Genomic DNA, 15918 nt, shown 5'->3' with positions numbered 1-15918 from the left:
GTTATTCACCGCCTACGTGATAGCTCTGCGGCTGAAGCTGCAGGCCGTCCACGGCCACCGCCGCCCGATTGTAATTGATGGTTACGGTTAGGCCGTTTGCGTACGTCGTTCTGACGACGCCCGGAGCCAGGGTGCTATGGGCCGTAATGACCTGATTCCGCACTTTCGCAAGCACCTGGTTCGACTCCTTGTACAATTCCGCCGCCTCGCCGATCCAATCCTTGTAGTTCAGCGCGTACAAGTGGTTATAGTCCGTATCCTTCACCTTGGACGCGTCGCTTGCGAACCATTGGTAATAGACGGCCGAGCCGGTTTCCAGCGACTTCAGCATGGACAGGCGCGGATTTTGCAGCCCGCCCATGTTGTATGGGGCTCCGGCAATATCGAAATAGCCGTGGAGCGCGATCTGGAAAAAAGGAATCTCTTCGTCGGTAATGTTAAGCCTGCTGCTGCGTTCCGGCGCATCGACGATCACGTCGGCATACGGCAGGCTGTAGGCGTTGCCGCCTTCGACCATCAGCGAGCCCGTCTTATTTTTGAGAAGCTCCATGGCTTGCACCGATGCTTTGAGCGAATCCTGCCTGCTCACGGGATGCGCCGGGTCGAAATCGGAATGGACCTCGCGGCCCAAATCCCGCAGCGACAGCCCGGGAACTCCCAGCTTGGCATAATCGGCCAAAAATCCGTCCACCTGCTTGGGCAGCTGACGCGGCGACAGAAGATAGTGCGAAAATTTGCTCGCATCCTTCGCATGCGTCACCGGATTATAAGCGAATACCTCCGCTTTGCTGCGGTCGAGGAGCGTAGCCGCGCCTTTACCGCCTTTGTATTTTTCCACGAACGCGGCGTCCGGGTAAAACCGGAATCCGTTTTGCTTCATATCTTCCGAGAGCTTCAGCAATCCCTTTTTGCCGCCCAAAGCCCCGGTCACCTCAACGTCGTCCGGCGAACCATGGCGAATGCCGCCGTTGAACCAGCCCACGAACCGCAGGTCGATGTTTTCGACCCCGGCAGCCTTCAGCTCGCCGACGATCGTTTGCGCTTCCTCAAAGGTCGTTAACGTTTCGGTCGACCGGTAAGGAATGCCGAGCATCGATTTCTGTTTGCGGAACGCGCCTTCAAGCTCGAGCACGAACGGGCTGCCGGACGAAGCCTGCAGCGGCTTCAAGCCGTATTTGCCTTCCAAGTATGTGCGGTAAGCTGCGGCCATCCCTGTATAATCGGCGTCATCGCCGGACAAAAACGCATACCGGACTTGCAGGTTCCCCTCATATTTGCCTGTTTGGAACATCGGCACCGCACTCGTTTTCGTGCCGGACGACAGCGTGTAATAGTCCATCGCCGTGACCTGGAATTTGGCGCCGACCGTATTGTAGGAGTCGTTGCGCCCGCTGATGTCGGCCGCAACGCTGGCTCCCGCTTCCCCGTCCTCGATGATGCCGACGAGCGCATGGTCGTTCTGCTTTAATCCGAACACCGGCAGGCGGGACGCTTCGTTCGTCTGGATTTTCTCCTTCACGTCGAATGCCCCGTCATTCCCGTAGATCGGCAGGTCATACCCTTCGGCATGAAGCTTTTGATTGTTGAGATGGATGAGTGCGCCGGAGCCGTCGGGCACAAAAATATATCCTTGTTTTCCGGTATCCGCCGCGCCGAAAAATTTCAACAGCTGAAGCGAGGCGATCGGAAACGACTTGTTGGCCTTCAGCTCCTTTGCCGGAACCGATACGACCAGGCTGTCCCCGTCAAGCGCATAAACGACCGGGACGGCAAATTCCGGCTCTTCGGATGCCGCCTCGCCGCCTGCTCCGTTGGCCTGGTTGTCGGCAGCGGCATCCTCCGCCGTATAGCCCGCCGCCTCCAATACGGCGGACACTTCCTCGGCTACGTAATCCTGCAGTTTCCGCACTTCGTATACCTGCTTTTTTTCGTCGAAGCGGAATTTGTATTTGATGTCGTCCCGCTGGTCCGGGTCCTGGATGTTGGCGAGGATGTCCTGCTCGAAACGCTCTTTGCCGATCACCTTCGGAATGTTCGGGAAGGATTGCTTCACGTTCCCGATCCGGTAGTCCACCCGGATTCCGTTTTCGACCTGCGTCAGCTTGAACTGCTGTTTGGCCACGCTGTCGTCAAAGCTGTTGAAGGCATTGACCTGGCCTTTGTCGTTGTAATACGTAAGCAGCACCTGCGCGGACAGCTCGGATTTGTACAGCGGAGACGCTTTCGGGTCTTCGTTTCGCCCGGGCGGATTGGAAAACCATACGTATCCGTTGTCCTTCTCCTGCACGGCGATTTCCGCCGTCTCCCGGTTGACGAACAGCTTCAGCCGCTCATTTTCCGCCGCGACCTCCATCGTTTCCAGCGCTGCAAGCTCTTGCGGCGTGTTTGGAGCGGCCTGCGCATGGCGCGTAAGCGCCGGCATGGCGCTGTGACCGGCCGGATCCGTTTGCGACGCTGCGGATTTCGATGCCGCCGTTTCGGAGGTTGGAGCTCCGGAAGCTTCCGCCTCTTTGCGCGGCGGCACGCTGTCCGCGGCGCCCCAAACCGCCGCCGTCAGGAGCAAAACGCACAGGAAGCCTGCCGCTTGTTTTTTGCGAATGCCCACGTTTCATCCCTCCTACAGCCTGAATGTAATTTCCCTATAGATGGAGCTTGCGAAATTGATCATTTGCTGAAGCATGCTGAAGAAAAGCACGCCGAGGAAAATGATGATCCCCATCATGACCAAGGTCAGCAGCATCGTGACGACCGTTTTCCCTGCCGAATATTGGTGCACGGTCATCGTTCCGGTAAACAGCAGCCAAATGAACCAAATCATCGCGATCGTATCCAGCAAATAATAAAACGAGCTCTCATCCGCCGTAATGACGTTGCTGTACAGCACCTGCGGAAAATAGATGAGCACCAGCGGCAGCAGGGAATACGCCGTCGCGGTCATGATTTCGGTAAATTTCCCTTCCCCGTCCATCAGCGTCGTCAGCGACCAGTTGGCGATGCACCAAAGGAGGAACGGAAGCAGGATGAATTTGAGTTCGTTCAGCGTGCTCAATTGATCCGGATCGTTAAAGTTAATGACAAAGCCGCCGAGCTGGCGTTTGACGATCATCGCCACGACAAGCAGCGCCACAATGGCAAACGCCACGCTGAGCCTTCCCTTCCGTTCGTATTTCATTTCCCAGAACCCGTTAAACGGATGAAGCAGCGTGTAGAAGGGATTCCGGATAATACCGAATTCCCGATAAAACTGCCCCTTGGCCTTGCGCCCCGCCAGCTTGACGGCGGCGGCTATGACGGCGATCGCCATCACGATGACAAGAACGATCGTGCCGAAATGCTCAAAGACGACCTCCTTGCGGTAACGCTTGAAAGCTTCGGAATAATACTCGCGGCTGTTGCCGAGCTTGAAGTAGCTCATGGCTTCGCGGTTGTCGCCCTGCTTCAGCAGCGATTTGCCGATGCCGATATAAGCGACGTCGAAATTCGCGTTGAGCTGGAGCACCCGTCTCCAGGCCGCGGTGGAGGCATCCGTCTGCCCTTCGCTCAAAGCCACGACCGCGCTGCGGATCAGGCTGCCGTAGGTGGTCGGCGCAAACACTGACAACCGGTTGTTGTCCTTATCGAGCACGGCCATCCGGTCGCCGAGCAGATCGATCGCCACCGGCGTCCGGAAATTGCTTTGCTGGCTGCCGAGGCCGCCGAATTCATACAGCAGGTTGCCGTCCTTGTCGTAGGTGAACACCCGGCCCCGCTTCGCATCCAGCGCGCTGTACATCCCGGCCCGGTCCGGCGTCACGTCGACGAAAATCGAACTGCCCGTGACGCTTCCCCCTTCGAGATTGCCGACGTCCCCTTTCGGCGGAAAATACCCTTTGCTGCGCAAAATGTCCGTGCCGGAGGGATTCAGCCGCTTGAGCGGCTGGTCGGAATTTTCCTCGGAGGTCGAGGTGTAGATGAATCCGTTCTCGTCCACGTCCAAGTTGTTGAATTCGATCGGGATAAACTGCTGCATCTGCTCGCGCTGCGCTTTCGTGGATATCCGTTTCCAGAACAAATCCACCGGGCTGAATTTGACGCGATTGGTGCCGATAAAGCCGCTAAACGTGCCGTCCGACTCGAATTCCATGATGCCTTCGTAGCTGCCTTGGCTGATCACGTACAGCCGCCCGGCCTGATCCACGGCAAGCTTGGTCGGCGTATACTGGAACCCCTGCCGGAGAAGCGTCGACTTCGGTTCCCCAATGATTCTTTTCGCTTTTCCGCTTCCGTCAAACTCGACGATGCGGCGGTTATCCGTATCGGCAACGTAAACGTTCCCGTCCGGGTCGACAAAAACGCCTTGCGGCTGGTTCAAGCCGTCTTTTTTGCCCTCATGCTCGAATTCGCCAATGACCCCCGCAAGCTGCAAATCCCGATCCAAAATGACGATCCGATTGTTGCCGGTATCGGCGATGTACAGCTTGCCTCCGGGACCGGCGTACAGATCCTGGGGCGCGGACAACGGGCCCGCGCTCCATTCGTTTCCGTATACCACCCGCTCCAAGGCGTAGGGATCGGGGGCCGGGACCGGCGTTCCCCAATATGAGTAGTTGTAAGCATCGTTAGCCGACGCCGGGGCCGCCTCGGTGCCGGAGGCCAAGAGCAGCGCGATCATGAATGCAGCGAACCATCTCTTCATCTGTTAGCCCCCTCCGTTATTCCTTCAAGCCCGACGTGGACATCGTTTGAATGATGCTGCTCTGGGTGACGATAAACACCGTAATCGGCACGAGCATCATCAGCAGCGTCACGGCCGCGACCGGTCCCGTCCGGACCAGGCCGCCGCTTGCGATTTGCCCGAATACGTAATCCACCGTCTTCAGCTGCTCGCTGTAAATAAATTTATGGCTCGTGACGGAGCCGTTCGTCCACAGGCTTTGCAGCGAAAAAATGATGAGCGTCAGCCATGCGGGCCGCACGATCGGCATGACGATTTGCCAGTAAATCCGGTATTCGCTCGCTCCGTCGATCTTCCCCGCTTCAAGCAGCGCGTCCGGAATCTGCTCCATGAATTGCTTCATTAAATACAGCCCGAGCGTCATCCCGAAAGCCGGAAGCAATATCGCCCAATACGTATTGATCATGCCGAGGTACGAAATGATCATATAGTTCGGCACCTGGGTGACGTAGGCGGTAAACATCAGCGACAGCACCACGATGCTGAAAAGCAGCTTTCGGCCCGGGAAACGGATTTTCGCCAGCGGATACGCCGCCGCCGAGGCCAAAATGACATGGCCGACCGTACCCACGATCGCGATAAAAAACGTATTAAATACGTACCTGGAAAACGGCACCCAGGAGTCGCTGAAGATCCCTACCAGGTCCGTAAAGTTTTTAAAGGTCGGATTGCGCACGAACAGCTTGGGCGGAAACGTAAAAATTTCGTCGATCGGCTTAAACGCGTTGCTGATCGTAAAGACGAGCGGAAGCGCCATAAAACACGCCACGCCTCCCAGCAGCAAAAACAGCAAAATATCGACGCCCCAGGACCTGTTCAATCGTTTCGGCATTTTCAAAACCAATTTCACGCTTTACTCACCCACTTTTCCTAGAAGCTTCTGGGTTACGAGATTCACGGTCAGCATGATCGTGAACAACACGGTCGCGATGGCCGAAGCGTACCCCATTTCGAACCGGATCGTGCCGTAGTCAACCAAATGGGTGACGATCGTATGCGCGGCATAATCCACGCTCGGAAAGCCGAGCAGATAGATCGATATTTCCGCGACCGAAAACGCCGAAGCGATCTGAATGACCGCGCCGAACATCAGCTGCGGGCGCATCGCCGGAAGGGTGATGAACCACAGCTCCTGCCAGCGGTTGCGGATCCCGTCGATGCTGCCTGCTTCGTACATCGTCCGGTCGACGTTTTGCAGTCCGGCGATAAACGCCAGGAAGGACGTCCCCAGACTGAGCCATAGCTGAACCAGAATAAGGATCGTCAGCACGTACCGCGTATCCTGCAGCCACTGGATCGGCTCCATGATGAAACCCCATTTCATCAAAAACGAGTTGGCATACCCGTAGGAATCGCCCGCAAACAGCAGCGTCCAGATCAAATAAGTATTGCCCGAGATGGAAGGGGCGTACAACACCAGCGTAAGCACCGCCCGCAGCTTGGGCGGCAGCTCGTTGATGAGCCAGGCGAAAATGAAGCAGGCCATGTAGCTGATCGGTCCGGTAATCGCCGCGAACAGCAGCGTGTTTTTCAAGGCGATCAGGAAGATGTCGTCCTGGACGAACAATCTCGCGTAATTTTGCCACCCGATCCACCGCGGCTGCTCCAGCAAATTAAAGTTCGTGAAGCTTAAAGCGAAAGACAGCAGCACCGGAATGACGGTAAACGTGCAAAAAATAAGGAAATAAGGCGCCATCAGCACATAAGCGTGCTTGTTTTTTTTCATTTCCGTCCACACCCGGACGGCCTTGCTCCGGAGCATGCGCCCCGGCTTGCCGCGTCCCGGCGCGTTCGCTCCCGCCATGATGGGACGTTTGGCGATTTGCTGTTTCATGGAAGGTCCCTCGTTTCTTGGACAGGGAGATTAAATTCCTTGCGTTTGAGCGTAATTTCCTCGTTCATCGCCCTGACGTAGTTATCCATCGTCTCGCGCGGATCTTCGCCCTGCACGACGACGCGGCGGAACGCATTGTCGATGTTGCGGCCGGTCAAGTAACCGCCGGGCACTTCCGGAATGCCTTTGACCCACTGCATCTGATCCTGCAGCTTGCGCAAATCCTGCGTCGGCCACGGGAGCTGAGCCAGGGCTTCCTTGTTCGCCGTCGGATAACGGGCCGAAGCCCCCATGCGGATTTCCATTTGGCGTCCGTAGGCGATCTGCGTTTCTTTGCTGGTCCACCATTTCATGAATTGCCAGGCGGCGTCCTTATTGTCGGCCCCTTTGAACATCACCGTCGCCGACCCGCTGCTGCCGACCTCGCGGTGGAGCTTGCCGTCCGTCCCGGGCGTTCCCGGCACCGGCGCGAAGGACCACAGCCCTTTGATTTCCGGCGCAAACACGCTCAGCTTGTTGTACATCGTGTAGTCCACGATGCCGATCGGCATTTCCCCCGTGCGGAACCGGTTGGCGAAATCGACCGAAATCGGAAGTTTATAATTGACGTAAAAATCCGTCCATTGCTTGAACTCTTGGATTCCCGTCTCGGAATCGAGGTCGACGGCCATGCCGCCGTCCTTGTAAAACCGCCCCTGGTTCTGGAACAGGAACATCGCAAAAGCGGGGTTCGGCGGCATCGTGGCGATATTGGCGTTCGACACCTCGTTGCCGAAGGAATCGAGCGGCTTCTGCGGCAGTCCGAACTGCAGGTTATGCTTTTGCAGCACGGGCAGCATTTCGTATACGTCGTCCCACGTCTGCGGCACCTTCAAATGCAGCTCGTCCTCGATAATGTCCTTGCGGTAAAAAAGCATCGGGAACGTTTGCTGCTCCGGCAGCGCGTAATAGGAACCGTTATATTCGTACGGAACGAGAGCGCTTGCTTGAAATCTGTCCTTGACTTCGCCGAAATCCGGAAAAGCCGACAAATCCTGGAGCGCGCTGCGGCTGGCATAGTTGACGGGAAGATCGTTCCCGATCTGCAGGGCGATGTCCGGCCCTTTGCCCGCGACGGTCGAAGGAAGGATCACGTCCGACGCCACCAGCTTCAGGTTCACCTGAATCCCCGTCTGCGGCGTGAATTGATCCTCGACGAGGCGTTTGATGACCTGCGCCTGGTCCCGAGCGGAGGTCACCCATACGGAAACGCTGTTTTTGCCGTCGGTATCGCCTGAAATGTCGTCATAATCTTCGTAAAACGAAGCAAAAAAAGCGTCGACTCCCGTGACAAGCTTCTTCCAGGCCCCGGCCTGGGCTTCCGGCAGCTTGCTTCCCGGCGAGCTTACGATCAGGTAATCGAGCGCAAGCGGCTGCTCGTTGACCGTCAGCATCCAGGAGCTGAGCGCACCGACGTTCGTTTTGAACGTTTCGACGCGGGAAGGCACGGTTTCCGGCTTATCGGCCATGTCTTTCAGCTGGTAAGCAACCGTGTGGATGATCGAGGTCCGCTCGTCGCTTTGCCCCGACGGCCCTTCGATGGCTTTGGCGATCGACTCGAGCTGCTCGCTGGATTCGCGGAATACTTTCGTCATCTCCGGAATGCGCTGCTCCAGGTTGTAATCGCGGAACGTATCTGGAACGGTGCCGGTGTAGCTGATGATTTTCCGGTACATCGCGTTGAGTTCCAAAATATTCGATTCCACGGAACGCAGGATCGGAGCGATGTCCCCGAGGGTCACCTCCATCCGGATCCGGTGTTTTCCTTGCGACAGATGGAACAGATAGGGTTCGCCCCCGCCGGGGCCGACCACTTTCGTTTGCCAGGCGCTGCCGTACGGGAAAGCGACGTTTTGCATCTCCTTGAACGGCAGCCGGCCGTCTATGTAAATCGAACGAAGCACGGAAAGGCCCCGCAGATAGTTTTGCCGATGTTTAATCGCAATTTGGTACAATCCGTCCTGCGGCACGTCGATTTCCCATTCCATCCATTGCCCCGGCAGCCGCCAGCCGTAACCTCCCATGGCGTTGTTGCGCAGCTTCGAAACATGGAACGGCTCCACGGCCGGATTGGACCTGTCGTTGTACGGAAGCAGGCTCGGCGAAGATTTGTACGCCGCCTTTTCCGCCTGCACTTTCAAGAAAACGCCCGATGCCGGCTGAATCCCTTGCCGCTCGTATTCGGACGCGACCTCTTCGTACGCCTTCGCGCCGGCAGGCGCCAAAAGCGTAATTTGACGGATCACCATCGGTTCTTTGATCGAAGTCAGCGACAAGCTGTGCTTGCCTGCGGAAAAATAAAACATAAACGGTTCTTCATAAGAGCCGGCGCTATCCTTTAAAGTGATTTCCTGCCACACATGCTCTTCGACTTGCCCCGGCGTCAGATCGTTGCCGGATGCATCCCGGTCGAACTCCTGTTTTTCGTTTTTCCAAACCCGGTTGAACACCAGGCTTTTGGCTTCCGAAAACGGCACGGCTCCGTCGATGGCCAGCTCCCGCTCGATATCGGAGTCTTTGCCCGGCTCCGTGAACATTTTCAGGCGTATGTTGTAGAGCCCCGCCTGCTTCACATCGAACTGCCAAGTTACGGTGCCGGCATCCGCCGTACGGATGGACTTGCCCGGTTCGCCTTCATAGTCCTGCAGGACGGACACCTGCATCCCTTCGGCCTTGCTGAATGCATCTGCTTCAATGACGACGTCTTCGGCGGAAGGCGCCTCATGTTGATGCTTGGACAAATATGCTTCGTATCCGCCCGCTTTCACGGATGGCTTGATGCCGCTCAAGTCCAGCCTTTCCGGCGTTTGCGCGGCCGAAGCCGAAACATCGCGGGAAAGCGGCCCTTGCGCGGCGGCGATCAGGCTTACGGTGATCGCTGCGGCAAGCAGGACGGATGCTGCCTTCATTATCGGTCTGTGCATGGGCTCCCCCTTTCTCTTGAGCAATGCCCCCATTTTCTTCTTCCAAAGGAAACAGGGGCATGCGTTATAGAGCTGTTATCTGCCGCGCGGTTATTTGCTGTCCTGAAGCAGCTTGTTGATGTTGGCTTCGAACTGCGGTTTCACCTTGTCGACTGCGGTAGAAGGAGAGATTTTGCCTGCCGTGATATCTTTGACGACGCTTTCGAACAGCGTTCCGCCGTCCGGAATGGCATAGTAGGAAATGTAATCGATGCTGTCCGCCATTTGTTTGCGCGTATCCAGTGATTCCTTGTTCGGATAGGAGCTTTCCCAAGATTGCTGCGCAAGCTTTCTGCCCGCATCGTGCAGGCTGATTTCATCCATGATTTTTGCGGCCACGTCGGCATGCTTGGAATATTTCGCGACCATGAACATGTTGCCGAACGGCGTATAAGAAACGTATTTATCCGATTTTGGCCCTTTCGGGAAAAAGACGTATCCGAGCTCCTGGTTTTTCATGTTGTCGAGAAGCCCGCCAAGCTCCCAGCTGAAGCCGCCGTACATGACGCCTTTGCCGGCGACGAATTCCTTGCTTGCGTCTTCCGGAACGGGCTGCATGATGGATTTGTCCTTGTTGTACAGGTCGGCGACGAATTGAAGCGCTTCGATCGCGTTTTCGCTGTTCAGGGAGAATTTGATGTTGCCTTCGGCATCCTTATCGACGGAGCCTTTGTTGGAGTACACCATCTGCTCCGTGAAATAATTCGTTTTGCCGTAAGCGCCGGCGATGCCGAAAATATCCGTTTTGCCGTCGCCGTTTGTGTCTTTCGTCGCTTTTTTGGCGAAGTCGCGGAACTTTTCCCATGTCCATTCGCCTTTTTGCTGGAGTTCGTACGGATCTTCGAGACCGAGTTTTTTCACGAGCGTTTTGTTGTAAAACAGGCCGTACGGCGAAGGAGAGGAGTCGGTCATGCCGTACTGCTTGCCTTTATAGCTGCCGCCTTTTTTCATCCAGTCGATGTACTTCGGATCGTTCAGATCCAGCTTGTCGTCGATCGGTTGGATGAAATCCTTGTTGGCGAGCGTCGGGAAAGCCCAGAACAGCTCCAGCAGCACGATGTCGGCAAAAGGCTCGCCCGAAAGGGAGGTCGTGGTGAAGTTTTCGACGTATTTGTTGTAGTCGCCGAATTTGACGAATTCGATTTTGGTGTTGTATTTCTTTTCCACTTCTTCGATGAGCTTGATTTGCTCTTCATCCGCAGGGCTTTTTTCCTTCAGCAATCTTGGATCGGCATCGTCGTACCATACGCCGATTTTGATCGTGTCCCCGCCAAGATCGATTTTTTGCTCTTCCGCCGCGGCCGGCTTGTCTTTGTCGGGCTCTTTGGCCGTCTCCTGCGCAGGCTCCTGCTGCGCGGCTTTATTGCTCTCATTGGAACCGCTTTCAGTGTTGCCGCCGCCCGAGCAGCCGGCAATCACGAATACGAACAGCAGCACTGCAAGCAGCATGGAAAGTCCTTTCATCTTCTTCACGCGTTCATCCCCCATTTTTTCCGTTTCGGATTAGAATTGTTGAATCGCCAATAAGAAAAGACCGATGAAACTTCAAAGCAATAAAACCGGATCACCCCTTTGCACGCTTGCGGAACCCGCAAAAAAGAATGCGCTTACATGAATTGCACAAAAAAATAAGCGATATGCAAAAGCGATTCTGAAACCTTGGAAGTCAGAACGAACTGCGTCATATATCATATTAGATATATCTTTTATACCGCTTACACGAGTTATTATAATCTGGTGCCTAGATTTTGTAAATAGTGAATATATCTTATATTCTAATTTTATGACATTAATTATACTCAAAATCGAATAGGCCACTCAAAAAATAGGATCGGAGAATGACAAACGTGAACGTCATGAACCCGACATCGACCCAAAAAAACGGACCCCGGAAATCGTTCCGGAGCCCGCTGGTTAAGACGGTATTGGCAAAAATTTCGCCGCGAAGTTCAGGTTTGTTGCTGTTCGGAAACATGGGTTGCGATCGCGGAGGTGGACGCCCTTTCGATCAGCCGCACCGGCACGAGCGCCCGCTCGCCGGGCCTGCCCCGCTCTTCGATCCGCGAGGCGATCAGCTCGGCCGCTTTGCGGCCGATTTCGCTGTAGTCCTGGGCGACGGTGGTCAGCGGCACTTCGACCAGGCTCGAAATCATATGGTTATCGAATCCGGCGATGGACAGCTGCCCGGGCACGTCAATGCCTAGCCCAATGGCGCTGCGCAGCAGCTCTACCGCCAAATGGTCATGTTCGGCCTGAATCGCCGTCACCCCAAGCTCCATCGCCTTGGCGACGAGTTTCGGGTAGAAGGCATTCGCGTCCTTGTCGGCTTCGCGGTAAAAGTCGGTGATCACAAGCTCGGGGTCGATCGGCAGCCCGTGGTCCCGCAGCGCTTTGCAGTAACCCTGATACCGGTCGCGGACCGTGCTGCGGAAATCGATGCTGATGCTGGATATGAACGCAATTCGTTCATGCCCCAGCTCAAGCAGATGTTTTGCGGTCATGTAGCCGCCTTTGACGTTGTCCGAGACGACGCTCGTCACCGGCAGGCTGTCGGCGTACTGATCGATCATCACGAGCGGATAGTCGTTCCAATACAGCATGTTCAGCAAATCGATGTTGCTGTTCGTGCTCATCGGATACAGGATGATGCCCGCCGAGCCGTTTTTCGGAATCCGGAGCAGAAATTCGCGCTCGCGTTCGCTGCTCCAGTTGCTGTTGTGGATGCTCAAATAATAACCTTTCGAATCCAGGTAATCCGTTGCGCCTTTAATGAAATCAAGCTCGCTTGTCGCCATGTAGGGCAAAACCATGGAAATGATCGGAGCGGCCGTGGACGCAGCGCCGCCTTCGAACGCGTGTTTCGGCTCCTGCTTCTTGACGTAGCTCCCGCTGCCGCGCTTGCGGTAGATCAGGCCTTCGCGTTCCAGTTCGATCAAGGCTCGTTTGGACGTGATCCGGCTGACGCCGGACTGCTCGGCCAGCTCCACTTCGGTCGGAAGCTGCTCTTCTTCTTTGTAATGACCGGTAAGGATCTTTTCCTTCAAGTCTTCCATGATGATCATGTATAGCGGTTTTTGGCTTGACTGCATCCCACTCACTTCCAGTCTGTCCTTTTATTCACATAATAATGCCTCGATTGATTATATCAAATTAAGGTTTGTATATGCAAACTATATACCTAATGTGATACATCCAGTATGTAAGCCAAAGCATAAGCGTTCATCTTTCTATGTTCTTTCTCCGGTTTATACAAGGGCGGCCCCAGCCCAACTTGCCGGCTGCAGGCCGCTCCCCGCCTCTGATCGATGGAATCTGCGTTACACAGGAACATTAAAGCGGGAGGACTCCCGTTTACGGCTTAAGGACGGCCGCTTGGCAGCGGTCCAAAAACTCGACCATCCGCGCATAAGCGACTTTTTCGTTCGCCTTTTTCGTTATGCCATGGCCTTCATCCTCAAAGACGATATATTCGACGTCGCGCCCTTTCGCCCGCAGCGCCTCCACGATTTGGTCCGATTCGGCCTTGACCACGCGCGGATCGTTTGCGCCTTGGATGATGAGCATCGGGTTGACCATTTGGTCAAGATACGTAATCGGCGAATCCTTGACGAAACGTTCGCGGTCGCGCTCCGGATCGCCAAGCCACTGCTCCATGACCGGTTTCCAATGGTCCGGCACCGAACCGTAAAACGAAAACAGGTTGCTGACGCCGAAAATGTCGATGGCCGCCTTGAAATATTCCGGATTCCGCCCGGCCAGCAGCAGCGTCATGTAACCGCCGTAGCTGCCCCCGACCACGAACAGGCGATCCGGGCTCGAAATGCCCTGCTCGAACAGCCAATCCATTCCGGCCAGGCAATCCTTCCGCGGCCCTTCGCCCCAATCCTGCTCCACCAGCTTCGTAAACGAGCTGCCGTAACCGGTGCTGCCGCGGAAATTCGGGCAAAAAATGTTGTACCCCCCGGCCAGGATATATTGGAACATCGCGCGGAATTGCTTGCGTTCCGCCGCCTGCGGCCCGCCGTGCGGCCAAAAGACGGTGCAGCCGTTGGCGGCCTCCGCTTTGGCCCGGAACAGGAGCGCTTCGATCTCCATGCCGTCAAAGGATGCATAGGTCACCACTTCCGGCGCGACAAGATCTTCCTCCGTCAGCCCGGTCAGCACGTTTTTGGTGAGCATCGTCCATCCGCTTCCGTCGTAGCGGTAAATGTTCAACGGCTTCACCGCGCCTCGTCCCAGGATATACAGGTTGCCCGAAGCCGCGACAAACATCTGCTCGAGAATATCGACCGGAAGCGGGATGGGCGTCAGTTCCCCGCTGTCCAAGGCGTAGGCGTAGAGGCGGTCTTCGACGCCTTTTTCCGTCACGATATAGACGGTTTGCGTTTCCTTATGCAAGCGAAGGGCGCCGATCGATTCCCGGCCGATTCCGCACAGCCGTTTGAAAGCCCCCTCCTTGATGCTGAAATGCGCCATGTATGTAAAATCCGAATCGTAATCTGTCGCGAACACGACGTTGTCGTTGTCCAGAAACTGCACGTTCCCCGACATGTGGGGCCGCTCCGGAGAAGGAGTAAGGCAAACCTCTTGGCCGTTTTCGAGCAAAAGATAACTTACGTAGTGGGTATTGGCGTACATTTTGGTGTAGGCAAAGGTCTTTTCGTCCGGACTGACGGCGCTGATCATGGTCACCGTGTCTTTGCCTTCCAGCAGCAGCCTGTCCTGCTTCGATTCCAGATCGTAAACGCGGGAATTAAGGAAATTCGGATTGTCTTTGGAGGTCGTGTAATAAACGCGGTTGCCGTCTTCGGACAGATGCACGAATTCATGTTTTTCGTCCGGCGATGCGTTTTCGAACAGCGGGAGCGGCTCGCCGCCGTTCCAGCGAAGGGCGTGCAGCTGGTAGTTTTCGTTCCCGTCCCGGTCGAAGGCCGTAAGCAGGTGTCTGCCCTGCGGGTCCGCCTTCACGAAATTGCACATCTGATCGTTGTACGTGAGCGGATACGGGTACTGCGTATCCCCGTTTAAATCCATCGCCCACAAATTGAATTTGCCGTTTAGCGTGCTGCTGAAAACCAGCCGCTGTTCATCTTTGCTTATGCCGAAGGAACGAATGAGATAGGTTTGAAAAAACTGCTCTACGTCAGGCCTCGGAAATTGGATCATGATTATGCAACTCCTTCTCCCTGAAAATGGACCTCCGGTCAAACCGGGGCTTGCTTCATATTATAGTCGATCCATGGACCGGATGACCACTTCGGGCATGCCTCGCGAATTCCGCTTTTGCCCGCAAAAAAAAGGCTGCCTGCGTTTGCCCCCGATCGGGCAAGGCAGGCAGCTCGCTGAAGCTGCTGAAGGTTAAAATAATCAAGCGTTCCGGGCCATCCGCTCTTTGGCGCCGAGCTGGCTCAGCATATCCGTCGTCATCGCGTCCAGGTCGTATTGCGCCTTGAAGCCCCATTCTTCCGCGGCGGCGGAAGCGTCGATGCAGTCCGGCCAGCTCTCGGCGATGGCCTGTCTTTTCGGATCGACGTCGTACTCCAGCACGAAGGAAGGCAGCACCTTGCGGATCGAAGCGGCGATCGCTTCCGGGTCGACGCTCATCGCCGTCACGTTAAAGGCGTTGCGGTGCTTCAGCTTCGAACCGTCCGCTTCCATCAGCTGCACGATCGCATCAAGCGCGTCCGGCATGTACATCATGTCCATGAAGGTGCCTTTGTCGATAAACGATGCATAACGCCCTTTGCTCACGGCAGCGTAATAAATCTCGACCGCGTAATCGGTCGTGCCTCCGCCGGGAGGGGTCACGTAAGAGATGAGCCCGGGAAACCGCAGCCCCCTCGTATCGAGTCCGTATTTATGAAAATAATAGTCGCACAGCAGCTCGCCCGACACCTTGTTCACGCCGTACATCGTCGTCGGGCGCTGGATCGTGTCCTGCGGCGTATGGCTTTTCGGCGTCGACGGGCCGAAGGCCCCGATGGAGCTTGGCGTGAAAAACTGGCAGCCGAGCTCCCTGGCCGTTTCCAGGGCGTTGACCAGCCCGCCCATGTTCAGATTCCATGCGAGCAGCGGTTTTTCCTCCGCCGTTGCGGAGAGGAGCGCCGCCAAATGGATGACCGTGTCCACCCGATGGCGCTTGGCGAGCTCGAACATCGCTTTACCGTCGGTTACGTCCAGCGTTTCGAAAGGTCCGGATCGCGTCACCTCATGTCCGGACATTCGGATATCGGTCGCAACGACCTGATCGGCGCCGTACAATTGTCTCAGTTTCGCGACCAGTTCGGACCCGATCTGGCCGAGCGCTCCCGTCACCAATATTTTTTTCATCGTTATTCCTCCCCTGTTGGCTTCCCGGCAACCGGACT

General features: G+C 55.9%; 9 protein-coding genes. All 9 read right to left on the bottom strand.

Annotation, left to right across the window (positions count from 1 at the left end; all coding sequences use genetic code 11):
- Position 1 precedes the first annotated feature (1 nt).
- Positions 2 to 2605, bottom strand: coding sequence for a DUF5696 domain-containing protein (locus tag AC27KL_RS07075; RefSeq protein ID WP_487169269.1), 2604 nt, complete (start codon positions 2603 to 2605; stop codon positions 2 to 4).
- A 12-nt stretch (positions 2606 to 2617) separates the two neighbouring features.
- Positions 2618 to 4675: a YIP1 family protein gene (locus AC27KL_RS07070; protein ID WP_487169268.1), complete on the bottom strand. Its 2058-nt coding sequence runs from the start codon at positions 4673 to 4675 to the stop codon at positions 2618 to 2620.
- Between the two features lie 16 nt (positions 4676 to 4691).
- The gene (locus tag AC27KL_RS07065) at positions 4692 to 5564 is read right to left on the bottom strand and encodes a carbohydrate ABC transporter permease (protein ID WP_052147278.1); all 873 of its coding nucleotides are present in this window, start codon (positions 5562 to 5564) and stop codon (positions 4692 to 4694) included.
- 3 nt (positions 5565 to 5567) lie between these two features.
- Positions 5568 to 6476 (bottom strand): carbohydrate ABC transporter permease, encoded by a 909-nt coding sequence (locus tag AC27KL_RS07060; RefSeq protein ID WP_246537002.1) that lies wholly within the window; start codon positions 6474 to 6476, stop codon positions 5568 to 5570.
- Positions 6477 to 6544: 68 nt separating this feature from the next.
- Positions 6545 to 9511: an extracellular solute-binding protein gene (locus AC27KL_RS07055; protein WP_487169267.1), complete on the bottom strand. Its 2967-nt coding sequence runs from the start codon at positions 9509 to 9511 to the stop codon at positions 6545 to 6547.
- A gap of 90 nt (positions 9512 to 9601) precedes the next feature.
- On the bottom strand, positions 9602 to 11014 hold the full coding sequence (locus AC27KL_RS07050; protein WP_487169428.1) for an ABC transporter substrate-binding protein: 1413 nt from the start codon (positions 11012 to 11014) through the stop codon (positions 9602 to 9604).
- 485 nt (positions 11015 to 11499) lie between these two features.
- Complete coding sequence (locus AC27KL_RS07045) at positions 11500 to 12639, bottom strand: GntR family transcriptional regulator (RefSeq protein WP_487169266.1); 1140 nt, start codon at positions 12637 to 12639, stop codon at positions 11500 to 11502.
- A gap of 262 nt (positions 12640 to 12901) precedes the next feature.
- On the bottom strand, positions 12902 to 14716 hold the full coding sequence (locus AC27KL_RS07040) for a S9 family peptidase (protein ID WP_487169265.1): 1815 nt from the start codon (positions 14714 to 14716) through the stop codon (positions 12902 to 12904).
- Positions 14717 to 14917: 201 nt separating this feature from the next.
- On the bottom strand, positions 14918 to 15880 hold the full coding sequence (locus AC27KL_RS07035; RefSeq protein WP_487169264.1) for an L-threonine 3-dehydrogenase: 963 nt from the start codon (positions 15878 to 15880) through the stop codon (positions 14918 to 14920).
- Between the last annotated feature and the right edge of the window lie 38 nt (positions 15881 to 15918).

Source organism: Paenibacillus sp. YAE3 (assembly GCF_057546105.1).
This window is presented reverse-complemented; position numbering and strand designations above follow the sequence as displayed.